The 23,577-nt window shown below is 73.9% G+C and carries 25 protein-coding genes; 8 read left to right on the forward strand and 17 right to left on the reverse strand.

Annotation, left to right across the window (positions count from 1 at the left end; all coding sequences use genetic code 11):
• Positions 1 to 85: 85 nt before the first annotated feature.
• From ACF1BN_RS13925 to ACF1BN_RS13970, 10 genes are all read right to left on the reverse strand, one after another.
• Entirely contained in the window at positions 86 to 1,306 is a 1,221-nt protein-coding gene (locus ACF1BN_RS13925; protein WP_392331821.1) for a beta-ketoacyl-[acyl-carrier-protein] synthase family protein, read from the reverse strand.
• The gene (locus ACF1BN_RS13930) at positions 1,306 to 1,536 is read right to left on the reverse strand and encodes an acyl carrier protein (protein ID WP_392331822.1); all 231 of its coding nucleotides are present in this window, start codon (positions 1,534 to 1,536) and stop codon (positions 1,306 to 1,308) included. The genes ACF1BN_RS13925 and ACF1BN_RS13930 overlap by 1 nt, the downstream gene beginning before the upstream one ends.
• A 60-nt stretch (positions 1,537 to 1,596) precedes the next feature.
• Positions 1,597 to 2,625: a beta-ketoacyl-ACP synthase III gene (locus tag ACF1BN_RS13935; protein WP_392331823.1), complete on the reverse strand. Its 1,029-nt coding sequence runs from the start codon at positions 2,623 to 2,625 to the stop codon at positions 1,597 to 1,599.
• Positions 2,622 to 3,611, reverse strand: a complete 990-nt coding sequence (locus ACF1BN_RS13940) for a VlmB-like protein (protein WP_392331824.1) — start codon at positions 3,609 to 3,611, stop codon at positions 2,622 to 2,624. Before ACF1BN_RS13940 ends, ACF1BN_RS13935 begins: the two co-directional genes overlap by 4 nt.
• A complete protein-coding gene (locus tag ACF1BN_RS13945) occupies positions 3,608 to 4,186 on the reverse strand; it encodes a flavin reductase family protein (protein ID WP_392331825.1) in 579 nt (192 codons plus the stop codon). Before ACF1BN_RS13945 ends, ACF1BN_RS13940 begins: the two co-directional genes overlap by 4 nt.
• A complete protein-coding gene (locus ACF1BN_RS13950; RefSeq protein ID WP_392331826.1) occupies positions 4,183 to 4,731 on the reverse strand; it encodes a hypothetical protein in 549 nt (182 codons plus the stop codon). The genes ACF1BN_RS13945 and ACF1BN_RS13950 overlap by 4 nt, the downstream gene beginning before the upstream one ends.
• Positions 4,732 to 4,757: 26 nt before the next feature.
• On the reverse strand, positions 4,758 to 5,246 hold the full coding sequence (locus ACF1BN_RS13955; RefSeq protein ID WP_392331827.1) for an SRPBCC family protein: 489 nt from the start codon (positions 5,244 to 5,246) through the stop codon (positions 4,758 to 4,760).
• A 2-nt stretch (positions 5,247 to 5,248) separates the two neighbouring features.
• Positions 5,249 to 6,547 carry an aspartate aminotransferase family protein gene (locus ACF1BN_RS13960; RefSeq protein ID WP_392331828.1) on the reverse strand — a complete coding sequence of 433 codons (1,299 nt, stop codon included), beginning with the start codon at positions 6,545 to 6,547 and terminating at the stop codon, positions 5,249 to 5,251.
• 93 nt (positions 6,548 to 6,640) lie between these two features.
• Positions 6,641 to 7,780 (reverse strand): acyl-CoA dehydrogenase family protein, encoded by a 1,140-nt coding sequence (locus ACF1BN_RS13965; RefSeq protein WP_392331829.1) that lies wholly within the window; start codon positions 7,778 to 7,780, stop codon positions 6,641 to 6,643.
• Positions 7,781 to 7,868: 88 nt separating this feature from the next.
• Positions 7,869 to 9,536 carry an aldehyde dehydrogenase family protein gene (locus tag ACF1BN_RS13970; RefSeq protein WP_392331830.1) on the reverse strand — a complete coding sequence of 556 codons (1,668 nt, stop codon included), beginning with the start codon at positions 9,534 to 9,536 and terminating at the stop codon, positions 7,869 to 7,871.
• A gap of 515 nt (positions 9,537 to 10,051) precedes the next feature.
• Here ACF1BN_RS13970 and ACF1BN_RS13975 point away from each other — a divergent pair.
• The 4 genes from ACF1BN_RS13975 (at position 10,052) to ACF1BN_RS13990 (ending at position 15,467) form a co-directional block, all read left to right on the forward strand.
• Complete coding sequence (locus ACF1BN_RS13975) at positions 10,052 to 11,050, forward strand: diacylglycerol/lipid kinase family protein (RefSeq protein ID WP_392331831.1); 999 nt, start codon at positions 10,052 to 10,054, stop codon at positions 11,048 to 11,050.
• A gap of 119 nt (positions 11,051 to 11,169) precedes the next feature.
• The gene (locus ACF1BN_RS13980) at positions 11,170 to 12,906 is read left to right on the forward strand and encodes an MmgE/PrpD family protein (RefSeq protein ID WP_392331832.1); all 1,737 of its coding nucleotides are present in this window, start codon (positions 11,170 to 11,172) and stop codon (positions 12,904 to 12,906) included.
• A 280-nt stretch (positions 12,907 to 13,186) separates the two neighbouring features.
• Positions 13,187 to 14,458: an NAD(P)/FAD-dependent oxidoreductase gene (locus ACF1BN_RS13985; RefSeq protein WP_392331833.1), complete on the forward strand. Its 1,272-nt coding sequence runs from the start codon at positions 13,187 to 13,189 to the stop codon at positions 14,456 to 14,458.
• A 16-nt stretch (positions 14,459 to 14,474) separates the two neighbouring features.
• Positions 14,475 to 15,467, forward strand: a complete 993-nt coding sequence (locus ACF1BN_RS13990) for a sigma-70 family RNA polymerase sigma factor (RefSeq protein WP_392331834.1) — start codon at positions 14,475 to 14,477, stop codon at positions 15,465 to 15,467.
• Positions 15,468 to 15,680: 213 nt separating this feature from the next.
• Here ACF1BN_RS13990 and ACF1BN_RS13995 read toward each other — a convergent pair whose 3' ends face one another.
• Positions 15,681 to 16,172: a GNAT family N-acetyltransferase gene (locus ACF1BN_RS13995; protein WP_392331835.1), complete on the reverse strand. Its 492-nt coding sequence runs from the start codon at positions 16,170 to 16,172 to the stop codon at positions 15,681 to 15,683.
• Positions 16,173 to 16,395: 223 nt separating this feature from the next.
• Between ACF1BN_RS13995 and ACF1BN_RS14000 the strand changes: the two genes are divergently transcribed.
• Positions 16,396 to 16,578, forward strand: a complete 183-nt coding sequence (locus ACF1BN_RS14000; protein WP_392331836.1) for a hypothetical protein — start codon at positions 16,396 to 16,398, stop codon at positions 16,576 to 16,578.
• 118 nt (positions 16,579 to 16,696) lie between these two features.
• Entirely contained in the window at positions 16,697 to 17,806 is a 1,110-nt protein-coding gene (locus ACF1BN_RS14005; RefSeq protein ID WP_392331837.1) for a glutamate--cysteine ligase, read from the forward strand.
• Positions 17,807 to 17,942: 136 nt separating this feature from the next.
• Here ACF1BN_RS14005 and ACF1BN_RS14010 read toward each other — a convergent pair whose 3' ends face one another.
• The 5 genes from ACF1BN_RS14010 to ACF1BN_RS14030 form a co-directional block, all read right to left on the reverse strand.
• Positions 17,943 to 18,485 carry a DapH/DapD/GlmU-related protein gene (locus tag ACF1BN_RS14010; protein ID WP_392331838.1) on the reverse strand — a complete coding sequence of 181 codons (543 nt, stop codon included), beginning with the start codon at positions 18,483 to 18,485 and terminating at the stop codon, positions 17,943 to 17,945.
• Positions 18,486 to 18,594: 109 nt separating this feature from the next.
• Positions 18,595 to 19,332, reverse strand: coding sequence for a VOC family protein (locus ACF1BN_RS14015; RefSeq protein WP_392331839.1), 738 nt, complete (start codon positions 19,330 to 19,332; stop codon positions 18,595 to 18,597).
• 161 nt (positions 19,333 to 19,493) lie between these two features.
• A complete protein-coding gene (locus tag ACF1BN_RS14020; protein WP_392331840.1) occupies positions 19,494 to 19,748 on the reverse strand; it encodes a hypothetical protein in 255 nt (84 codons plus the stop codon).
• 132 nt (positions 19,749 to 19,880) lie between these two features.
• The gene (locus tag ACF1BN_RS14025; RefSeq protein ID WP_392331841.1) at positions 19,881 to 20,318 is read right to left on the reverse strand and encodes a nitroreductase family deazaflavin-dependent oxidoreductase; all 438 of its coding nucleotides are present in this window, start codon (positions 20,316 to 20,318) and stop codon (positions 19,881 to 19,883) included.
• Between the two features lie 146 nt (positions 20,319 to 20,464).
• Positions 20,465 to 21,073, reverse strand: a complete 609-nt coding sequence (locus tag ACF1BN_RS14030) for a DUF2867 domain-containing protein (protein ID WP_392331842.1) — start codon at positions 21,071 to 21,073, stop codon at positions 20,465 to 20,467.
• Positions 21,074 to 21,173: 100 nt separating this feature from the next.
• On the opposite strand from ACF1BN_RS14030, the gene ACF1BN_RS14035 reads away from it, so the two are divergent.
• Positions 21,174 to 21,755 carry a TetR/AcrR family transcriptional regulator gene (locus ACF1BN_RS14035; protein WP_392331843.1) on the forward strand — a complete coding sequence of 194 codons (582 nt, stop codon included), beginning with the start codon at positions 21,174 to 21,176 and terminating at the stop codon, positions 21,753 to 21,755.
• 27 nt (positions 21,756 to 21,782) lie between these two features.
• Here the strand turns inward: ACF1BN_RS14035 and ACF1BN_RS14040 are convergent, their stop codons facing one another.
• Entirely contained in the window at positions 21,783 to 22,526 is a 744-nt protein-coding gene (locus tag ACF1BN_RS14040; RefSeq protein ID WP_392331844.1) for a class E sortase, read from the reverse strand.
• A 227-nt stretch (positions 22,527 to 22,753) separates the two neighbouring features.
• Between ACF1BN_RS14040 and ACF1BN_RS14045 the strand changes: the two genes are divergently transcribed.
• A complete protein-coding gene (locus tag ACF1BN_RS14045; protein WP_392331845.1) occupies positions 22,754 to 23,464 on the forward strand; it encodes a TetR/AcrR family transcriptional regulator in 711 nt (236 codons plus the stop codon).
• The last annotated feature ends 113 nt before the right edge of the window (positions 23,465 to 23,577 follow it).

Genomic DNA, 23,577 nt, shown 5'->3' on the forward strand with positions numbered 1-23,577 from the left:
ATGCGGGCGGGCCGCGGGAGGGGGAGGTACGGACAAGGGGCAGCCGACCCGGTGACGGGTCGGCTGCCCCGGACGGAGGTCACGGTCAGGCGGAGGCGACGGCCAGCACCGCGTTCTGTCCGCCGAATCCGAGGGAGTTGCTCAGTGCCAGGTCGACGGCGAGCGACGTCTCCGTCTGGGCGACCTTGATCTCGACGCGGGGGTCGGGCCGCGTCAGGTTGGCGGTGGGCGGCACGATCCCCTGCTCCACCGACAGCACCGTGAAGACCGCCTCCACGGCCCCCGCCGCCCCCAGCAGGTGCCCCGTCACGCCCTTGGTGGAGGTGACCAGCGGATCGCCCGTCAGCGTCCGCTTCAGCATGGCGGCCTCCGCCAGGTCGTTCAGCGGCGTCGACGTGCCGTGCGCGTTGACGTGCGTCACGTCGCCGGGCCCGGCGTCCGCGTCGCGCAGGGCCCCCCGGACGGCCGCCTCGATCCCGGCGCCCGCCGGATGCGGCGACGTCATGTGATGGGCGTCGGCGGACGCCCCGTACCCCGCGACCCGGGCCCGTACCCGGGCACCGCGGGCGCGCGCGTCCGCCAGCCGCTCCAGCACCAGGATGCCGGCGCCCTCCCCGGCGACGAACCCGTCCCGGTCCGCGTCGAAGGGACGCGACGCGGCGGCGGGGTCGTCCTCCCGCCGGGACAGCGCGCCCATCTGCGCGAAGCCCGCCATCGCCAGCGGCGTGATCAGCGCCTCGCTGCCGCCGGTCAGCACCACGTCGCAGCGGTCCAGGAGCAGCAGGTCGCGGGCGACGCCCACCGCGGTCGTGCCGGACGCGCACGCCGTGGCCACGACGAGGTTGGGACCGGTCGCCCCGAACTCGATGGCCGTCTGGCCCGCCAGCATGTTGGGCAGCTGCATCGGCAGCAGCAGTGGAGACACCTTGGCGGCACCCGCCGACAGGAGCACCCGGTGCTGCGCCTCCACCGTGGTCGGCCCGCCGTCGCCGTTGCCCAGGACGACGCCGACGCGGGCGCCGTCCCAGGTCTTCGGGTCGAGACCGGCGTCGGCCAGCGCCTCACGGGCGGCCACCAGGGCGAACTGTACGAACGGGTCCAGGCGCAGGGCGCGCCTGGCCCCCAGCAGGGCATCGGCGTCGAACCCGGGCACGCGGCACGAGATCCGCACCGGGTTCGATGCGAGGACCGGGTCGAACGCGGCCGTGGAACGCCCCGAGCGGACCGTCATCCAGCTCGACTCCACCCCGATGCCGGCCGGGGTGACGAGGCCGAGACCGGTGACGGCAACATCGATGCCCGCCATCAGATCCTCGCGCCCCGCTCTTCCATGAGCGCCACGATGTCACCGACGGTGGGCGCCTCCACCAGCTCGTCGTCGCTGATCTTGAGACCCAGCTCGGACTCCAGCATCAGGGAGAGCTCCACGACGGCCAGCGAGTCGAGCTCGATCTCCTCCCGGGTGGCCTCCGGGGTGACGGCCTCGGGCGAGACCTTCAGCTTGTCGACGAGGATGGCCTTGAGCTGCTCGAACATGATGTTCCTCCGGTCGTGCGCAGAGAGCGCGGGATGATCACTGACTTATGGGAAGGGGATTCAGAGCGGGTCGAGATCGGGCCAGTGCAGGGTGGTTGCGCCCCAGGCGAGACCGCCGCCGAACGCGGTGAGCAGCACCTTCTGGCCGGCCGTCAGCCGCCCGTCCTGCGCCGCCTGGGAGAGCAGCAGCGGGAGCGAGGCGCCGCCGGTGTTGCCGACGTGCTCGATGTTGGAGAGCCGCCGCTCGTCCGGGATCTCCAGCCGGTCCGCGACCGCGGCGAGGATGCGGGCGTTGGCCTGGTGCGCGGCGAACCGGTCGACGCCGTCCAGCGTCCACCCGCGTCGCTCCACCGCCTCCACGGAGGTCGCGGTCATGCGCTCGACCGCGTGCCGGTACGTGTCCCGGCCCCGCATCCGGAAGTAGTGCTCCTCCGGTGCGGCGGGCCTGCCCGAGGACCGCTGCCGCGACCCGCCGGCCGGCACCTCGATGAGGTCGGCGCGGGTGCCGTCGCTGCCCAGCACGAGCGGTCCCACGGCCCCGGGTTCGCCGGGTTCGCCGGCGCGCAGCACGACGGCCCCCGCCCCGTCGGCGAAGATCACCGCGGTCGTGCGGTCCCCGGGATCGATGATGGTGGTGAAGGCGTCGGCCGCCACCAGCAGCACCCGGTCCGCGATGCCCGCCGCGATCAGCCCGGACGCGCTCGCCAGGCCGTAGAGGAAGCCGGTGCAGACCGCCGCCACGTCGAAGGCCGGCACCCCGGTCAGACCGAGGCGGGCCGCCACCGCGGGCGCGGTGGCCGGGCACGAGTGGTCCGGCGTCGTGGTGGCGAGCACCACGGCCCCCACCTCGTCGCTCCCCGCCGACTTCAGCGCCCGCAGCCCGGCCTCGACGGCCAGGTCGGAGGTGGCGGTGCCGGGGGAGACGACGTGGCGCGTCGCGATGCCGGTACGGCTGCGGATCCACTCGTCGGTGGTGTCGAGCCGGCGGGTCAGCTCCTCGTTGGTCACGACGTCCGGCGGCACGTACGAACCGATGCCTGCGACGACCGCCGCGCGCCCCGCGACCGCAGGCCGGGCCGGGGCCGTCATGCCGCGCCGCCGCCCTGGCCGCTCGCCAGGACCTCGACGGGCAGGCCCATGTAGGCCATGCGGGCCTCGGCCATCTCGTCGGTCCACCGCTCGGCCATGTCGTACCGCTGCTCGGGGGTGGTGTCCAGCATCCGCACGCCGGGCCAGATCTCGTAGTCCCGGAGCAGTTCGGTGTGCTCCTGCATGCCCTTCTGGAACATCTCCTCGCGCGGCAGGACGTACTCGCGGTCCGGGAGTTCGTCCCAGAGCCGGACGCCCGCGCGCAGGATCTCCAGCAGCCTCGGCCGGTACTCGGGGTGCCGGACGACGTGGTCGCGGAGGATGGTGCTGGCGACCGTCAGGTGCCGGATCTCGTCGATCGCGGTGCCCCGGGAGATCTCCCCGGTGGCGGGCGACAGCGGCGTCCACTTGCGCTCGCTCAGCTCGGCCGCGGGGGCGAGCACGCCCTCGATGACGATGGCGAAGACGGCGACCCCGCCCATGAAGTCGGACTGGCCGGTCACGATGTCGTCGGTGAACTCCTTCACCGGCTCCAGCACGCGGCGGCGGTAGTCCGCGGCCATCTCGTCCACGTCCCGCAGCAGGCTGTCGGCGGGGTGGCCGAGCTCGACGAGGTGGTTGCGGAACACCCGGGCGTGCCGGGCCTCGTCGAGGAGCTGGGTCGCGTAGAACTCCATCTCCGGGATGCCCGGCGCGATCGTCACGTACCGGCCCAGGATCCGGGTGGCCATCTCCTCCGACAGCGCGCGGAACCCGAACTCCAGGGTGAGCGCGTCCCGGAGCGGACCGGGCTCCTTGAGGAACCCGGGGACGACGGCGTCGGCGTGGTGCCCGGTGTCGCCGCGGTCCCGGAGGGTTCCCTGGGCCACCGACGTGATCCAGTAGGAGAGGTCGCACTCCTCGGGCCCGAGCGTGAGCTCCTTCGCCCCGTCGAGCAGACCGGGCGCCTCGTCCCAGTCCGCCTCGGGGGCCACGTGATCGGTCATGCGGTGGACTCCTTCCTGGTCTGACTGCCCGGTCCGGGGTCCCGGACGGGGGTGAGCGGCCCGCTGTACAGCCCGCCCGCGTAGCTGAGCAGCGGGTCGCCGTCGCCGGAGACGGCGTGCGTCACGTGTCCGATCAGCACCTCCTGGCTCCCCACGGAGGTGGAGCCGGCGAGCCGGCAGGTGTAGTGCGCCAGCGCGCCGCCGAGGAGCGGCGCGTGCGCGTACGGGCCCGGCTCCCACGCAAGCCCGGCGAACTGGGCCGCCCCGCCGGGACGCGAGCCGTCGGCGAAGTACCGGGCCAGATCCGCCTGGTCGCCGGCGAGGACGTTGACCGCGTACCGGCCGGCCGCCAGGGCCAGCTCGGCGAACTGCGACCCCCGCCGCAGGGAGGCGCCGAGCAGCAGCGGCTCCCGGGAGACGGTGGACACCGTGCTGACCGTCGTCCCGTGCAGCACGTCGCCGTGACGCACGGTCAGCACCGCCACCGGAGCGGCCAAGTGGTAGACCGCCCGCCGTCGCAGCCGCCGGCCCTCCGGGGTGCGGAGCCCGGCGCGCGGACGCAGCGCGGTGCTCATCGCGTGGCCTCCTCACGGACGCGCCGCCCGTGCGCCGCGGTCCGGGAGGCGGGGACGTGCCCCACGGGCACCGGGTCGGTCGCATGACCCACCGGCTTGGGGTGCTTGATGCCGAGGTCGTCCAGGAGCCGCAGATAGCCGGGCTGGCGCACCGGCTCGAAGGGCAGCGCGAAGGACTTCATGAAGTTGCCGAAGAGGCCCCGGTCGCCGAAGAGGTGGAACGGGATCACCAGGAGCGCCCACTCCGGCCCGATCAGCCAGCACCACAGGGCCACGACCGCGCCTTGGGTGATGAGGCTGTGCATCACGTTGTAGAGCACGTAGTACGTCTTGGCGATCGGACGCCCGCCGCTGCGCCGGAAGGCGATGGCGCCGGGGATGTACCCGATGACGTCGATGTAGAAGAAGAGCGCGATCGCCGGGATCCATCTGATCTCGTCCAGATGGGCGATGAGGAAACCGGTGGTCACCGCCAGACCGACGAGGTACTCGGCCCGGTGGAGCGAGTAGGTGCGCGGCGTCTCGAAGGGATTGGCCTGGTCCATGGTTCAGCTCCTGTCGGGGAGGCGGGTCACGCCGCTGCCGTCTCCGGACGGACGTCGCTCAGGTTGGCGTCGCCGAGGAGCTTGGAACCGGGGAACATGCCGGTCACGGACCAGGCCACGCTCTCCTTGATGACCCGCTCGGCGATCGGGTCGAGGATCCCCTCCAGGCTGGGGATGCCGAAGTCGAAGTCGGCCTCGAAGTCGACGGCGACGTCCGCGCCCTCCTGGCGCAGCGTCCACACGCCCTCGAAGCTGTCGAAGTCGCCGTCGGTCTGCTCGAAGCGGGCCGTCAGGTCCTCCAGGGAGAACTCGTCCCGCTCCGTCCAGCGCAGCAGGCCGCTGCGGAAGTGCAGCTCCCAGCTGGAGGAGCACTCCGCCGCCGGCAGCGTGGCGTGCACCGTCGTGGTGTGCACGTGGGGGGCCAGGTCCGGGTACTTCTCCCAGTGGATGATCGACTCGAAGACCGTCCGGGCCTCCTGCGCGGGGACCAGCACCTTGATCTCTACGTGTCGCACGGTCAGTTACCGCCTTCCGGCATCGTGGCCGCGCCCCGGATCAGGTCGCGGGTGGCCTTGTCGAAGGAGTCGAGGAGGATCCGCACCTCGGTGTCGGTCAGGGTGGCCGGCGGCGTGAAGCGCACGACCGCGCTGCCGTTCATCGAGTGGTTGGCGACGACCCCGTGGTTGAACAGCTCGATCAGCAGCTCTCCGGCCAGGCCGGCCTCGACCAGCTCGACGCCGATCAGCAGGCCGCGCCCCCGGACCTCGACCAGCTGGTCGGGGATGTTGCGGCGGGCGATCTCGGTGAGCCCCCGCAGCAGGACGTCGCCGAGCTCGACGGCCTTGGTGACCAGCCGCTCCTCCTTGATCGTCTCGATCGACGCCTGGACGGCGGCCATCAGCAGCGGCTGTCCGGAGAAGGTCGCGGTGTGGAGGAAGGGGTCCTTGTCGAAGGGCTTGAACGCCTTGCGGGTGGCGACCGCGGCGGAGACCGGCAGCACACCGCCGCCGAGCGCCTTGCCGGTGAGCATGACGTCGGGCACGACACCGTCGATGTCCGCGCCCCACCACTCGCCCAGCCGGCCGAGACCCGACTGGATCTCGTCGATGACGAGGAAGCCCTCGTACTGGCGGACCAGCTCCTCGACCCGCTTGAGGTAGCCCTTCGGCGGGATGATCACGCCGCCCTCGCCCTGGACGGGTTCGAGGATGACGCACACCTCGCCGGGGTGGGCCGCGAGCTCGGCCTCCAGCGCGTCGGCGTCGCCGAACGGCAGGTGGAGGAAGTCGGGCACGAGCGGCCGGAACGGGCGCTGGTAGACCTCCTTGGCGGTCGCGGACAGCGCGCCGAGGGTCTTGCCGTGGTAGCCGCCGTTCATGGAGACGGTACGCCGGAACCCGTTGGCCCGGGCGAGCTTGAGGCCGGTCTCCACCGCCTCGGCGCCCGAGAGCGCGAAGTGCACGCGGTCGAGCCCTTCGGGCATCACCGACACCAGGGCCTCGGCGGCCCGGGCGGCCGTCGGCTCCAGCAGGATGCGGGTGGCGGCGGGGTGGGTGTGCAGCTGGCGCTGGACGGCCTCCACCACCCGGGGGTGGCGGGCGCCCATGATGAAGACCCCGTAACCACCGGCGTTGAGGAAGCGCTCGCCGTCGCTGGTGGTCAGCCAGGCCCCGGAGGATTCCACCTCCATGTGGCTGCCGAACAGCTCGGCCAGCGTGGCCCGGCCCTTGCTGAGATGGGCCCGGTAGAGCCGGAGGATCTCTTCCTCCGCGCTCGGCGTCGCTGCGCCGGCGGGGGAGTCCTGGACCACGGTCACGAGTCGTCACTCCTCTGACATACGGGACGGAACAAGTAGGGAGGCGGCGCTGAGGCCCGGCGGCGGCCCGGGGGAGAGCCGCCGCCGAGGGCCTCAGGCCAGTTCGAGGGGGTCGCCGGCGAAGTAGCGCAGCAGCGGTCCTGCGGCGGCGGGCCGGGCCGGCGGGTGGAAGGCGAGGGGACGGACCGAGGCGGCGACGGCCGCGCTCGGCGAACCCTTGATGAACTCCATGCCGCCGAGGAGCTCCAGCGCCCGGTTGGCGTGGGCGACCAGGGCGTCCTGGACGGTGTAGCGGGCGACCAGCGCGCCGGCCACCGCCTCCTCGCCCTCGACCCCGGTGCCGAGGGCGCGCGCCGCGCCTTCGAGCAGGGCGACGGACGCCTCGAGGCCGATCGCGAGCGCCGCGCGCTCCGTGGCGTCGCCCCGCTCACGGCGGACGACCTGCTCGACGAGGGAGGCGGTGGCGCCGGTGTACCCGGCGGAGATCAGCAGGACGAACCACACGAAGCCGGCCGTCTGCAGGTCGTCCAGCCGGCTGGGGTCGTCGGCGGAGGTCCGTACCACCAGCTCCTCCGGTACGAACACGTCCTCCAGGCGCACCTCGTCGCTCTCGGCGCCGGCCAGCAGGTCGGTGCCCCAGAACGGGTGCACGCTCAGGCCGGGGGAGCCCGCCGGCACGAGGGCGACGGCGAGCTCGGGCGCGCCGTCGGCGCCCGGCACGGAGATGCTGGCCGTCAGCAGGTCCATGGAGGACGACAGGCTGCACGGCTTCTTCGAGCCCCGCAGCCGGTACCCGCCCTCGACGACCTCCGCGGTGACGGTCGGGGCGAGGACGTTCTGCTGGGTCCGCCCCTCGGCCCAGCCGGACGCCATGAGCTTCTGCTCCGGCACGATCCGGTGCAGCAGGTCCAGCTGGGCGGCGGTCAGCCGGTCCTCCCGCTCGGCCAGCGCGTACAGCATGGCCGCCGTGAAGTGGTGCATGGTCGTGGCGGCGGCCAGCGACGGCGCCACCGCGCCCAGGGCCTCCTGCACGCGGACCGCCTCCAGCGGGGAGGCGCCCGCACCGCCGAACGCGGTGGGGATGAGGAGTCCGACGCCGCCGTGGGCGCGGAAGAGGTCGACGGCGGCGCTGCCGGGTCGCTCGCGCTGCTCGAAGGGGATCTCCTCCAGGGCCTTGAGGAGCCCCGGGTGGTACTGCTCACAGACGGCGCGGGCTCGGTCGAGGGAGCGCACGGGTACCTCCGGTGGGAGAGGGGGAGAGTGGTCGGGGCGGCCGGTGTGGGGGCGGCGGGTGTGAGGCGGTGGGCGCGGGGCGGCGCTCTCAGGCGCCGAAGACCGCCTCGTACGGGCTGACGCCGCTGGCGATGCTGACGCCCTGCAGATGGGAGGTCTTGAGCATCGGGTAGTTGGCCTCGCCGAAGGCCCCGCCGGTCAGACCGGTGCCCCCGTGGGTGGGCAGGTAGGGCACGCAGCCCATGTGCGAGTCGTTGATCTTCAGCAGCCCGCCGTTGACGACCTGGCGCACGAAGGTGTCGATGATCTCGTCGGACCCGGTCCACAGCGAGTTCCGCAGGCCGTACGGGTTGGCGTTGGTGAAGTCGACGAAGCGGGTCAACAGCTCCTCGTCGGAGGCCGGTTCGGCGACGACCACGGGGATCAGCGGGAAGAAGGTCTCCTCGCGCACGATGTCGAACTCCCGCGCCCGGGCCAGCCCGTCGACCCGGACGACGGTCGGCTGGAGGAAGACCCCGGTGTCGGACGGCGTGCCGTCGACCTCCATGCGGCGCCCGCCCGTGACCAGCGTGCCGCCCTGGTCCAGGGCCTGGTCCAGGAGGCGGAAGAACCGCTCGCTGCGCCGGACCGGCGAGAGCAGGACGTCCTCCTCCTCCGGGTAGCCGGGGCGGATCCGCTTGACCTGCTCCTGGAGTTCGGCCAGCAGCTCGTCGGCGACGGCGGGGTGCACGAGCACGCCGTTGGGGACCATGCAGATCTGGCCGGAGCCGTAGAACGCCTCGGTGATGGCCTCGACGGCCTTGGGCACGTCGGCGTCGGACCAGACGACGACGCAGTCGTTGCCGGCCAGTTCGAGGATCGCCTTCTTGCCGTTCTCGACGCAGCTCCGCTCCAGGCGCAGGCCCTCCTGGCTGCCGCCGATGTAGAAGATGTCGTCGATCAGCGGGTCGGCGATCCAGCGGTCCATCGTCTGCTTGGGGTTGGCGCACAGCGCGTTGAGCGTGCCGGGAGGGGCGCCGAGCTCGTCCAGGATCGGGGCGACCACGTCCCGCATCAGCCACATGGTGCTGAGGGCGATGCTGCGGGGGGCGCGCATGACGACCGCGTTGCCCGACATCAGGCAGAGCACGCCGAGGGCCGCGCTGGGCAGCGGGGCGTTCTGCGGCGGGTTGAAGGCGACCACCCCGTCGGGCTGCCGACGCACGATGAGCCGGCGGTTCCCGTGCCGGAACTCGGTGTGCATCTGCTCCTGGTACCAGCCCAGGCTCTCCTCGCTGAAGATCTGGAGGAGGGAGCTGTACTCCCAGCGGGCGAGCTTCGCCGGGTGGGCCTCCGCGATCAGCATGTCGACGAACTCGTCCCGGCGGCGCTCCAGTTCCTCGCGGAAGCGGTGGCCGAGACGCATGCGCCGCTCCAGCGGGAAGGCGGCCCAGCCGGGCGCGGCGGCTGCCGCCGCCTCGCTGGCCAGAGCCAGGGAGTCGTCGCTCGCGATCGCGCACCGCCCGACCACGTAGGGGTGCTGGGCGGCGTCCGACTCGGCGTCCTTCTCCAGACTCCGCTTGAGCGTCACGCTGGTGAACACGTCCTCCAGGAGCGATCTGCCGCTCACCGTGTAGACCCAGCCGTCGCCTTCGATGTCCTTGCCGGCGACGTAGAGCTTGTAGCTGCGGAGGGGCGCCTGGCGTTCTTCTGCCGCACGGCCAGAAGAGGCAGAACGTACGGAGGATTTCTCCTCTGTTGTTCCGTCCGAGAGCATGGTTGACCTTTCCGGAAGGGTGGCGGGCGGATCCCTGTGCTGACCGGCACACGAGATCGGGGAGCCGGGATTTGATCGTGGCAGCCTGCTCTGACCCGGTTCTGACATCGGGCTGATGCTTGCTCGGGAACCCCTCGCGCGCCCCGGGAGCCGGGGTCGTGGTCGCCTGGATCCGGGATCGCGGTTGCCAGGACCGGGGGTCGCGGTCCACCGGATCGGGGGTCGTGGTCGCCTGGATCCGGGGTCGCGGTTGCCCGGAGCCGGGGTCGTGGTCCCCCGGGACACCGGGCCGGGGGAGTCCGGGACGGCGGGTCGCGGTCGCTCGGGACCACGGGCCGGGGAGTCCGGTACGGGGTGGGTCGTGGTCGCCCGGGACTTCGGGCCGGGGGAGTCCGGCGGCAGCTCCGGTCTGATTGACCGACGGTCGGTCCGGTTGTTACGGTCGAGTGGAGAGGAAGATCATCCGCCGTCCGCGGCACACTTCCCGTCCGTTCCCGCCCACGTGTGAGGACGCCATGCTCAACGACCCTCAGGTGCCGGCCCGCACCGGACCGCAGGCCGCCCGTCCCCGTAGAGCGCTCATCGTCGCCAATCCGGCGGCCGGAACCATGACCCGCGAGACCCTGGCCGAGATCAGCGGCCTGTGTCGAGAGCGCCTCGAGCGGGTCGAGGTACACACCACCCGCTACCGGGGAGACGCTCGCGACACCGTCAGCGCGGCGCTGCGGCGCCCCCCGGGCGAGGACCCCGACCTCGTCGTCGCCGTCGGCGGAGACGGCACAGTGGGCGAGGTGATCGCCGGCATGACGTCCGGCCTCCGGCCCGCCACCGCCGGCCTCGTCACCGTTCCGGCCGGCACCGGCAACTCCGGCTACCGGATGGTCTGGGGCGACCTCCCCTGGCAGGACGCCCTCCGCACCGCCCTCGCGGGCCCCGCGCCCGGCGCCGCCGCGCGCCGCATCGACCTGGCGCTCCTGGTGGAGACGGGCGCCCTCGTGGTCCTCGGAGCCTGCAGCGGCCTCATCGCCCAGGCCCTGGAGACCGCCCGCGACATCCCGCTGACCGGACCCGCGCGCTATGCGCGGGCCCTTGAGGAGACCGCCCGCGAGTTCACCGCCTACCCCGGCCGCGTCACCGTCGACGGCTCGGTCGTCCACGAGGGCGGCACCGTCTTCGCCAACGTCGGCGGCGGACGCATCCGAGGCGGTCAGTACGTGGTCCTGCCCTGGTCGGCCCCCGACGACAGCCTGCTCGACGTCTGCGTCCTCGGCTCCGACGTGCTCCCCACCGAAGTGGCCGAACTGACCTTGACCGGCGCTCACATGAACCGCCAGGGCGTCGTCTACGCGCGCGGCCGCACGATCCGCGTCGAACGCCTCGACGGTCACCCGCTCTGCTTCGAGTACGACGGAGAACTCCAGCCGCCCGGCGGAGCCGTGATGACCCTCACGGTCCTGCCCGCGATGGTCCCCGTCTGGGGCGCCCCGGCCACGGAACTGGCCCCCGCCGCATGAGCGCCCACGAGCACATACCCCACCCCGCGCCCTCGGCGCACGCCGAAGCCGCGCCCCCGCGGCGGCGGTCCGTCCCCCGGCAGCCTTCGGCCTCGGATCCCCGTCCGAGGCGGTCGGACGTGCCGGAGCGGCGCGACGGCGCGATCCCGCCCGCCGGACCGGGAGAGCCTGCCGCACCGGTCGCGTACGCGGCGCCTGGTGCGTACACCGGACCGGGCGGCGTGCCGAGGCGGGCCGATCGGCTGGTCGAGCCTGATCGGCTGGTCGAGCCCGGCCGAGGGGTCGAGCCCGCCGACCGGGGAACGGACCCGTACGAGCCCGCCGCACCGACCGCCCCGCCGACACCGACCGCCTCCCCGGCACCGGCCGTCTCAGGAGCGCCCCCCGCGCTCGTCACCCTTGCCCGCTGGGCCGCCGCGCTGCGCCCCGAGGACGTGCCCGAGCGGGTGCTCGCGCTCGCCGCCAGCCAACTCCTCTCCCAGCTGGGCGCCATCCGCGCCGGCGCCGCGCAACCGCTGGGCGCGCGCATGGTCCAGGCGTTCGGCCCCCCGTTCCAGGACGACCCGCGCACCTCCGCATGCGTCCTCGCGGGCCTCGGGTCCTGGCTCAACCTCGACGACACCGCGTACGCCGGACACCTGTCCCCCTCCACCGTCGCCGTGCCGCTCGCCTACGCCCACCGACTCGGCCTGGACGGTGCCGCACTGCTCACCGCGATCGTGGCGGCCAACGAGTGCGCCGCCCGGGTCACCGCCGCCGCGACCCTGGGCCCGCTGCGCGGCCAGAGCGCCCTCCACACCCACCTCGTCGGCGCCGTCGCCGGCCGCCTCCACTGCGAGGGCGCCCCGGCCGCGACCTGGGCCGACGCCCTCGGGCTCTCCCTCGCCCAGCCCCCGTGGCCCCTCCTGCGGGCCTTCCTCGCCAGCGACGCCCGCCTGCTGAGCACCTTCGCCCCGGTCCGTACCGCCATGGACGCGTGCGACGCGGCGACGGCCGGCTTCCACGGCGCCCCCGACCTGCTGGAGCACCCCGACGGCTTCCTCGCCCGGTTCGCCACGGTGCCCTTGGTCGACGCCGTCACCGACGGGCTGGGCCGCCGCTGGCACACCGAGACCCTCTCGTTCAAGACGCACCCGGGAGGCCCGGGCGTCGACGCGGCCATCGACTGCGCCCTCGACCTGCACCACCGACTCGGGATCGGCCGCCTCGACGAAGCGGACGCCATCAGGGAGGTCGTCGTCGAGACCTCCCTCTACACGCTCACCGCCCAGCGCACGGCGGAACGTTACGTCGACGGCCCCGGCGCCCCGCTCGGCGCGCTCGTCCTGCACACCCCGTACACCGTCGCCACCGCGCTGCTCACGGGCGACCTCACCGTCGCCGACTTCACCGCGCCCGATCGCGACGAGGAGACCCGCTGGCGGACCGCCCGGCGCGTCAGGCTCGTCCACGACCCCGCCATGACCCGCGCGCTCCTCGCCTCGGAGGCGCCGTTCGGAGAGGCGATCCGCCGGGCCGGTCCGGACGCCGACGCCTGGCTGGAAGGCTTCGGTGGCCCGGACCTGGTCGCCGCCGCGGCCGTACGCCCCGACCACGCCCCGGCCGACTTCACCCGGGCGCGCAAGGCCACCGGCGCCCGCGTGACCGTCCGCCTCGCCGACGGCCGCACCGCGAGCGAGGAACGCCTGATCCCGCACGGGGCGGCCGGCCCCCACACGCGGCGCCACCACGCCCGGCTGATGCGTGAGAAGTTCACCGGTCTGGGCGGCCCGGAGCGTGTCGCGGAGACCGCCGGAGACGTGGGGGAGATGCCGCCCGCCGCCCTCAGGGCCTGGATCGAGGCGGCCCTCGGCTGAACCGTGACGGCCCTCGGCCGGACCCGGGGCGGCCCTCGGCCGGACCCCAGGAGGAGCGCGCGTCGTCGACCTCCTGGCGGACGCCGTCACACGGGCTCCCGGGACGGCGCCTGACCCGCGACGTCCCGGGAGCCGCCCGCCGCACCCCCGCCCGCACCCCCGGCGGCACGGTTCACCCCTCCCGCAGCCTGTGACCCAGGTCACTCTCCCTTCCTGTCAGGAATGGAGGCGCCATCCCGTTCAAGTCGCCGAGAGCGCACACCACAGACGGGAGCACGCCATGAAGCACCGCATCGTCGTCCTCGGCGCCGGCTACGGCGGGGCCTACACGGCCGGAACGCTGGCGCGCCGGCTGTCCCCGGCCGACGTCGACATCACCGTCGTCAACGCCGCTCCGGAGTTCGTCCAGCGGCTGCGGCTGCACCAGGTCGCGGCCGGGCAGGACGTCGCCGCGCCGCGACTCGTGGACGTCTTCGCGGGCACGTCCGCCCGGCTGCGCGTCGCCCGGGTCACCGCGGTCGACCCCGAACGCCGGATCGTCAGCGTGGCCGACGCCGAGGGCGGCGGCGAACTCGGCTACGACACCCTGGTCTACGCACTGGGGAGCCACGTCGCCGACCACGGCGTGCCCGGCGTGGCCGAGCACGCCTTCGACGTCGCCACCCGTCCGGCCGCGCTGCGCCTGCGCGACCGCCTCGACCAGCTGGACCGGCGCTCCGAGAGCGGCAGGGTCCTGGTCGTCGGCGACGGCCTGACCGGCATCGAGGCCGCCACCGAGATCGCCGAGTCCCGGCCCGGCCTCGCGGTGACCCTGATCGCCGCCCGCGAGCTGGGCGCCCCGCTCTCCGCCGGAGCCCGCCGCCACCTGCGCGAGGCCTGCGACCGGCTGGGCGTCACCGTCGTGGAGCACACCACCGTCGAGGCCGTCGAGGCGACGCGCGCGCTCTGCGCGGACGGCACCGTCCTGGAGTCCGACGCGACGGTGTGGGCGGCCGGATTCGCGGTCCCGCCGATCGCCGCCGCGTCGGGCCTGGAGGTCACCGAGGCCGGCCGGATCGTCGTCGACCGCACCATGCGGTCCGTCTCCCACCCCGACGTGTACGCGGTCGGCGACAGCGTCCACGCCGTCGGCGACAACGGCCGCCCGCTCCCGATGTCCTGCGCCTCCGCCGGCTTCACCGCGAAGCAGGCCACGGCCGCCGTCCTGGGCCGCCTCACCGGCGGGAGGATCGCGCGCGTGAAGCTGGTCTACGTCGGCAACCACGTCAGCCTCGGACGCCGGGACGCCCTCGTGCAGTTCGTCGACGCCGAGGCGCGGGCGAAGCCGAAGCACCTGGGCGGAGCGAACGCGGCGCGGATCAAGGCGGCCATCCTCCGGACGGCGCTGTGGGGCACCGAGCACCCCACCTTCGGCCTGCCCGGCCGCAAGCGCCGCCTGGCCGCCGTACGCTTGTCCGCCGCACCGCTGTCCGCCGCACCCCGGGCCGCCGCACCGGACGCGGGGGTGCCGGAGCGCGGACCGAGGACGCCCGCCGGCAAGGCGGCCGTGTGACCACCCCGAGGCGATCATGAACAACAGCGCGACCACCGACCGCTTCGACACCAGCCGGTTCGAGTCCGACCGGAACCGGCTGGCGTCACTCGCCTACCGCATGCTCGGCTCCGCCTCCGACGCGGAGGACGCCGTCCAGGACGCGTTCCTCCAGTGGCAGGCCGCCGACCGGCAGCGCATCAGGGTCCCGGAGGCGTGGCTGACCAAGGTCGTGACCAACCTGTGCCTCGACCGGCTCCGCTCGGCGCACGCCCGCAGGGAGCGCGCCGTCGGCACCTGGGTGCCCGAACCCCTCCTCGACGGCGACCCCATGCTCGGCCCCGCCGACACCTTCGAACAGCGCGAATCCGTCTCCCTGGCGGTCCTCACCCTCATGGAGCGCCTGTCTCCGGTGGAGCGGGCCGTGTACGTCCTGCGGGAGGCGTTCTCGTACGGCCACGCCGAGATCGCCGAACTCCTCGACATCGCCGAGTCCGCCAGCCAGCAGCACCTCCACCGCGCCCGCCGCCGCGTCACCACCGCGCGGCGCGGCGGCGAGGCCGACCCGGCGGCCGCCCGCAGGCTCGTCGAGGAGTTCCTCGCCGCCGCGGCCTCGGGCCGCACCGAACGCCTGGTGGAACTCCTCACCGACGACGTGACCGCCGTCTCCGACGGCGCGGGTCTGGCCAGGAGGCTGCTGCACTTCACCACCCCGCAGAAGGTCGCCGCCGTCGTACGGGCCGGGTTCAAGCCCACCCCCGCGAAGGCCCGCCTGGTCGGGGGCGTCCCCACCGTCCACTACGTGCTCGCCAACCGGGCCCCGGCCCTCGTCTTCGTCATCGGCGACCGGGTCCTCGGCGTCGCCACCTTCGACCTCGCGGGAGGAAGGATCGCCACCGTGCGCGGCATCGCCGCCCCCCACCGCATCGCCCGCCTCGCCGAGGACTGGCGCCACCGCGAACCCGGCACCCCCCTCACCGTCCGATGGCCCTCCACCTCAGCCCCGGGAGGACCGCCGCACCCCGCCTGACCGGCACACCCGGCCTCACCGGCACACCTCCCGGCCTGCACACCGCCCACCCTGCACACCCCGCCTGACCGGCACCGCCCACCCTGCACACCCCGCCCGGCCCGGTGGACCCGCCTGACCGGCGCGCCCGTCCCGTCCGGTGCGCGTCGGCGGGCGGACGCCGGTGGGACCGACTCCGGGCGCCGCGGCGACGGCCGTCTCCGCGAAAGGGCCTCAGCCCTCCGCGCGGCTCCTGGTGTACTCCACCCTGTCCGGCCCCTCGCCCTCCAGCGGCTCCCCGCGGCGCCAGCCGCACGCCTCGTAGAAGGACACGGCCGTCGTGTTGGCGGTGAAGGTCTCCAGCCGGATGGTCGCGTACCGGGCGAGCAGCGTCTCCTCCGCGTGCCGGAGCAGGAAGCGGCCCAGCCCCTCGCGGTGGTGCTCCGGGTCGACCATCATGAGGTCGACGGTGGGCCCGTCGAGGACGGAGAGGCCGACGATCCGGCCGCTCCGGCGGAGGCAGTGCGCCCCGCCCCGTTCCGGGTGGTCCTTCACGTGGGCGTCCGAGGCGCCGCTGCCGACGAACCGGTCCACCGCCTCGTCCCCGAGGAAGGCGCGGTAGCGGGCGTCGATCGTGCGCCGCGCCAGGGCCTGGAGGGTGCCGAGGTCCTCCGGGGTCGCCGGACGGACAGTGATCGGGGCGGGACGGTCCTGTCCGGTGGTCATGACGGTTCCAGGTTCTGCGCGGGAGGGCGGGGCTCACGACTCTAGCGGCGAAGGGGGGCAGGTCGGGCGGGGAGCCCTCCGCGCACGCCGTACCGGCCCTCCCTCCCTCGCCGGGCCCGACCCCTTGCGAACAATGAGGTCAATCGGGATGTTTTGCTCGAAAGGCGCACGGGCACGGGAACCACAGACAGGGCCATGACCCGACGGCGGAGGATGAAGCGAGATGACCAAGGTGAGCACCCTGTTCAAGCGGTTCCGAGGCGCGATGCGGGAGTCCGACGGCAAGGTCCTCCAGGACCCCGTACGCCGGGCGGAGGGCCGTCGCCTCCAGGAGGAGGCCCGCGCCGAGGCCGCGCGGCGCCGGGACCACGGGGACGGCGAGAGGGGTCCGCGGAGCCGGGCCTGACCCGGCCGATCCGGGGTAGGCGCCCGGAAGCGGCAGCACCGCGAGGACCGGCACAGCCCCGTCGCGACGACACAGACCGTCGCGAGACCGGCACCGCCCCACCGGAAGGAACACCAGCGTGGCCCAGGCCCATCACAGGACCCGCACGGTAGGCGTGGAGGAGGAACTGCTCCTCGTCAGCGCCCGGACCGGAGAACCGCTCGCCCTCTCCTCCGCCGTCCTCGCCTCGGCCGCGGGGGAGGAGGCGGGGGACGTCTTCGAGAAGGAGCTCCACCAGGAGCAGCTGGAGTTCGCCACCCGCCCCGTCGCCGATCTCGGCGCCCTTCGTGACGAGATCGTCCGGTGGCGCGGCGAGGCCGGCCGCCACGCGGAGGGCGTCGGCGCCCAGATCGCCGCCCTGGCGACCTCGCCGCTCCCCGTGAGCCCCTCCCGGAACCTCGGACGCCGGTACCGCTGGCTGGCCGACCAGTTCGCCCTGACGGCGGAGGAGCAGCTCACCGGCGGATGCCACGTGCACGTCTCGGTCGAGTCGGACGACGAGGGCGTCGCGGTCCTCGACCGCATCCGTACGTGGCTCCCGCTCCTGACCGCGATCAGCGCCAACTCGCCCTACTGGCAGGGCAAGGACACCGGGTACGCCAGCTACCGCAGCCGCGTCTGGTACCGCCTCCCCTCGGCGGGCCCGTACGAGCCCTTCGGCAACGCCGCCGGCTACCACGCGCGCGTGCGCGACATGCTGGGCACCGGGGTCCTGCGCGACCAGGGCATGATCTACTTCGACGCCCGGCTCTCCCACAACTTCCCCACCGTCGAGGTCCGCGTCGCCGACGTCTGCCTCGAACCCGACACCACGGTGCTGATCGCCGCCCTGATCCGCGCCCTCGTGGAGACCGAGGCGCGGGCCTGGCGCGCGGGGGAGCCCGTCCCCCGCGTCCCGCTCGACCTTCTCAGGCTCGCCGCCTGGCAGGCGGCCCGCTCGGGCCCCGAGGGCCCTCTCCTCGACCCCCGGACCCTGCGCCCCGTCCCGCCGGACGCCGCCCTGGACGCGCTCGTCGCCCACACCGAGGCCGCCCTGCGCGACACCGGCGACCTCGACCGGGTCCGCGCCGGCGTCAAGGACCTGCTCACCCGGGGCAGCGGCGCCCGCCGCCAGCGTGCCCTCCACGAAGAGGGCAGGGACCTCGGCGAGGTGGTCCGCGCCTGCGCCCGCATCACCACGGACTCCTGAGGTCCTGGACGGAGCCCGGGGCGGCCGGGGGCGCCCCTGCGCCACCCCCACGTGCGGGCCGGGGAGCGCCCGCCGTCACCACGCGCGGCCGGGCGCCCCTGCCTCGACCACGTGGCGGCCGGGAGCACGCCCCTCGTCACCACGTGCGGCGCACGGTCGCCTTCCCGCCGGTCACGAGGGTCGCCGCCGGCACGTCGTCGGCCACGACCGCGCCGGCGGCGATCACGGCGTCACGGCCGATGCTGACGCCGGGCAGGATCGTGGCGCCGGCGCCGATCCACACGTTCTCCGCCACGTCGATGGGCGCGCCGGTGAGGTACGACCGCCGCTCCACGGGGTCGACCGGGTGCCCGCTGGTGATGAACGTGACCTTCGGCCCGATCATCACCCGCTCGCCGAGCCGGATGCCGGCGTAGTCCAGGAACGTGCAGTTCTGGTTGATGAAGACCCGCTCGGCGATGTCGAGGTTCAGGCCGTGGTCCGTGAAGAAGGGCGGATAGATCGTGACCCGCGGCGGCAGCGGCTTGCCGAGGATGCGCTCGAACAGCTCCGCCTTCCCCGCTTCGTCCTCGAAGGGCAGCACGTTCAGGCGGGAGGTGAGCTCGGTGACCCGCAGGACCCGCTCGGCCATGGCCCGGAACTCGTCGCTGTGGATGCGCATGAGGCGTTCGCTGGACATCCCGCGATCCTTCCCGGTGGACCGGTCGCCGGACAAGCTTCGCCGGACCCGGTGCGTCCCCGGGCGCCCGCGGCCCCGGCACCCCGTCGCCGGCCTCGTCCCTCCGGGATCAGCTCGGGCTGAGGAGGCAGAACTCGTTGCCCTCCGGGTCCGCGAGGATCGTCCACGAGATCGCGGACCGGTCGAAGTCGGGGACGGTGGCGCCCAGGGCGCGCAGGCGGGTCTCCTCCGTCGCCGGGTCGTCCCCGGGGTAGGGGCGGACGTCGAGGTGGACGCGGTTCCAGACGGTCTTGGGGTCGGGGTTGCGGACGAACTCCAGGTAGGGGCCGACGCCTCGGGCGGAGCGCAGGGTCGCCTGCTCGTCGGTGGCCTCGTGCAGCTTCCAGTCCATCGCCCGGCCCCAGAACCGCGCCATCTCGCGCGGGTCGGCGCAGTCGACCACGACCGCGGCGACGGGCCCGGTGTCCCCGTAGACCGGACGGGGCTCCAGCACGCAGAACTCGTTGCCCTCCGGGTCGGCCATGACGGTCCAGGGGACGTCGCCCTGGCCGATGTCGGCGCGCGTGGCCCCGAGTTCCTCCAGGCGTGCGACCAGCTCCGCCTGGTGGGCGGCCGAGGTGGTGGCCAGATCGAGGTGCACCCGGTTCTTCGCCGTCTTGGGCTCCGGGCGGGCGATGATGTCGAGGCACACGGCCGCCGGGTCGGGGTACGAGAAGCCCAGGGGTTCGAGGTTGGTCACACCGGGCCCCTCGCTGTCGATGCCCCAGCCGAGCGCCGCGGCCCAGAACCGTCCGAGGGCGGCGTCGTCGTGGGCCTTCATGTTGATCTGTACGAGTCGCGTTGCCATGCCGCGGATCCTAGGTGTCGCCTCGGGCCCGGCCGGGAACCGCCCGGCGGGACCACGTGGTGACCGTACGACGGTGTGCCTGCCGCGGGCGTCGCCTGCGGAGAGACGGTCCGGCCGGCCCCCACCGGCCGCGCCGCGCGGGACCGGGGGCGGTGCTCCGACTACCTCCGGTCGGCGTCCCCGGCGTCGCCCCGCCGTCCGAGCGGCCGGCGCTGCTCCTCGCGGCCCGTCCCGGGGGACTGGTGCTTGGCGTCCATGCCGTGCTCCTCCTCGGCGGTGTCGCTCCGGCGGCTCCGTGTCGCCTCCTCGGCCTCCCGGCGCGCCTCCTCGTCGCCGCTCTCGCCGACGGCTTCGGAAGGGGTGGTCCGGGGCGGTTCGTCCGCGGGCAGGGTGCGTCGGCGTGCGTGGTGGCCCATCGTCTCCTCCTGGGTCGCGTGGGAGTCCGGAGGGCGGCACGTCCTGTCCGGTCGTACCGCCCCGAGGGGCGGCTGCCCCTCGGGGGTCCCGTCAAACTCCGCGCGGTCGGAGCACCGGCCCGCGCGGCCTCGTCAGGAGATCGGCTCGGCGACGAAGACGGGGATCTCCCGGTCGGTCTTGACCTGGTAGTCGGCGTAGTCCGGGAAGGCCGCGACGGCCCGTTCCCACCACGCGCGCCGCTCCTCGCCGGTCACGATGCGTACCTCCATGTCCCACCGGCGCGTCTCGTCGCGCAGTTCGATCCGGGGGGAGGCGACCAGATTGTGGTACCAGACGGGGTGCTTCACGGCCCCGCCGTTGGAGGCGACGAGCGCGTAGGCGCCCTCGTGCTCCACCCGCATGAGCGGAGTCTTGCGGAGCTTGCCGCTCTTCGCGCCGACGTTCGTCACGAGGACCACGGGCAGGCCGCGCATCGTCGTCCCCCGGGTCCCGCCCGACGACTCGTACAGCTCCACCTGGTCCCGTACCCACTGCGACGGACTGGGCTCGTAGGTTCCTTCGAGCGGCATGCCGTTCTCCTCTCGTCGTCCGACGGCGGCCGGCCATTCCGGAGTGCGCCGTTCCTCCCACTTCATCATGGTCGTCGCCGTCGCCACCAGGGGAGACGACCCCCGGGCACGCGTGTGCGATCACCCGCCCGGTGCCCGAGGGAGCGTCAGGCGGAGGTGCGGCGAGCCGTGTTCGCCTGCCACTCCCGGCCGATCGAGCGCATCAGGGCGGGGTAGACGCCGAGGTAGCGGAAGGGCTTGATGCCGAGCATGTACAGCGAGCCGAGGCGGCCGTTGGGCTTGACCAGGACGGCCATCTGGCCCCGGTGACCGCCGTGGCCGTCGGGGACCCAGGCGATGTGCATCACGCCGTGCATCGTCTTGTTGGCGTACTCGGCGGCCCATTCGTCGTGCGTCTGGAAGACCGACGTGAAGGGGGCCGAACCGAGGTCGGGGCCGCGCGGCCCCTCGCGCAGGTCGTCCGGCAGCCGGTCGCGCAGCGTCGCCACCCGGCCGCCGACGCCCGATTCGGGTCCGTCCCAGCCGAGCAGCCCGCCCAGCTTCCAGCGGACGGCGAAGAGGAACCGGCCCACGGGATTGCCGCCGTCCGGCCCCTCCGTGCCTCCCGCCATCTGCTCGACCAGGTGGTGCAGGTCGTCCGGGCCGCCCGGGGTCGGCAGGGCCCACAGGTCCTCCAGCCGGAAGTCACCGGCGATCTCGTGGATCCGCCAGGGGCGGGACGTGTGATCGGTCGGGGGAAGGCGCAGAGCGTTCATGACGGACCCCTGTCTATACGGTGGCGTATAGATCGAGCATAACCCCCTTCTATACGGCGCCGTATACTCGGGTCGTCATCACGTGAGGGGAAGGTGCGGCATGGGCGCGATCCGTACGCCGCGGGCCAAGTGGATCGAGGAAGGGCTGCGGGCGCTCGCCGCGGGCGGGCCCGAGGCCGTCCGCGTCGAGGTCCTGGCCCAGGCCCTCGGCGTCAGCAAGGGCGGCTTCTACGGCTACTTCCGCAATCGCGCCGCCCTCCTCGACGAGATGCTCGACACCTGGGAGCGCGGGGTCACCGAGGACGTCATCGCGCGGATCGAGCGCGACGGGGGCGACGCCCGCGAGCGGCTGGGGCGGCTCTTCGACGTCGTGGGGGCGGCCGGGACGCCCGTGATCAGCGCGGGCGTCGAGCTCGCCGTACGCGACTGGGCGCGCCGCGACGCGGGCGTCGCGGCACGGCTCCGCCGGGCCGACAACCGGCGCATGGACTATCTGCGCGAGCTCTACGGGGCCTTCTGCCCCGACGAGGGCGATGTCGAGGCCCGCTGCCTGATCACCTTCTCCCTGCGCGTCGGCGACCACCTCATCGCCGCCGACGACGGCCCGCGCACCCGCGCGCAGGTCCTCGCCGCGGTCCGGGAGCGACTGCTGGCCCTGCCGGGACCGCCTGTCAGCCCCTGATCGCGGCCGTACCGTCACCGCCCCGCGTCAGCCCTCGGCGGGAGCGGTCGCCGTGAGGACGCCGATCTTGTCGATGCGGTGTTCGGGGTTGCCCTGAGCGTCCCGCCAGTGGTTGCCCGCCGCGTCGTCCTCCGGAGTGGCACAGGTGGAGAGCGTGATCATGGCTCGGGTGGGGCGCTCGCCGGGCTCGCCCGGAACCGCCGCCCGCTGTTCGGCGAGAGAGCGTGCGGAGCGGAAGGAGGTCGTACGCGTCTCGGTGATCCGGTACGTGTACGTCGTGTCCCCGGCGGTGACGCGCACCAGGTCGCCGACGTCGACGTCGGGCAGGTCGAGGAGCGGGCCCCCGGCGGAGAGGCGGTGCGCGGTCACCTGGTAGTTCCCGATGTCACCGGGGCCGACGCCGCCGTCCTTCCCGTACGGGCTGGCCGCCACGCCCCGGTCCTGGATCCGGGTGCCCGCCCGGTCGTCCGTCCTGCCCTCGTACGGGACGACGCGCAGGTCCGTCACCCCGATCGAGGGGATGTCGAGCTCGGCGGGGCGGGGCCGGGGAGTGGGCGCCGCGGCCACCGGCTCCGGAGGCGCGGTGGTACGGGGAGCCGGGGGTGCGCTCGTGGTGGGCGCGGGCTCCGGCGGGGCGGCGTCCGCGGGCGCCCGGACGGCGGTGCCGGGGGAGGCGGCGCAACCGCTCAGGAGCGCGACGAGCAGCGCGAGGAGGGCGGTCGCGGCGGTCGCGCTGACGGTGACGCGGCGGGTACGGCGGGTACGGGTCATGGCTCTCGACCACCTGGTCGTGGACGGCACCTGCGTGCAGGGGGGAACGACGGTGCCGTGCGCCGTATTCCCGTCGTCGTCGTCATCGTCATCGTCGCCGGGGCGGGCCGGCCTCCGTGCGGGTGGGCGGACGGGGGCGGGCGGATGGTCCGCCGCGTGACTGGTCGGGTGGCCTTCGCAGTTCGTGCAGAGAATGCATTTTTGCAGGACCTGCATTTTTGCGTACCATGCACCCCATGGTGGAGGGGACGCCTGCCGAGAGCGGGCTCAGAGAGCGCAAGAAGCGGGCGACGCGGGCCGCGCTCGTCGAGGCGGCCGTACGGCTGGCGGTGGAGCGCGGTGTCGAGAACGTCACCGTGGACGCCATCAGCGCGGCGGCGGGGGTCTCCACGCGTACGTTCTTCAACTACTTCGACTCCCGTGACGAGGTCTTCGTCATGGTCGGCGCCGACGCCGGTGACCGGGTCCGCCGGGCCGTCCTCGCCGCCCCGCCCGGACTCTCCCCGCTGGAGGCGCTCCGCGACGCCCTGGCGGCGGAGCTGGAGGAGGTCGAGCAGCAGCAGGAGCTGTGGTGCCTGCACGCCGAGGTCCTCCGCAAGGCGCCTCAGCTGCTCGCCCGCAGGATCGGCGCCCACATGGCCGACGAACTCGGCCTCGCCGAGACCCTCGCGGAGCGCATGGGGGCCGGCTCGCCGCTCTTCACCGAGGACCGCCCGGACTTCGCGTCACCGGAGGAAGAGGAACGGCGGCGCGCCCTGGGGCTGTATCCGCGCCTCCTGGCCGCCGTCGGCGGCACGGCCGTGCGCGTCGCGGTCGAGCACTGGTCCGTCCGGCAGGGGGAGACCGCCTTCGCCGACGTCTTCCGGGAGACGTTCGAGCACCTCGCCGCGGGTCTTCCGCTCCCGCAGCCGCCCCCCGTACCCGCCGACGGTGCCTGACGGGCCCACGGCTCCGGAGCGGGCTCAAGAACGGCCCGCCTCGTCAGGGTCTTCGGTACGACCCGCTGCCGCAGGGGCTTCGGCACGGGCCGCCCTCTGCCCGACCCACTGCC

Source organism: Streptomyces sp. NPDC014861 (genome assembly GCF_043081625.1).
Taxonomy (GTDB): Bacteria; Actinomycetota; Actinomycetes; order Streptomycetales; family Streptomycetaceae; genus Streptomyces.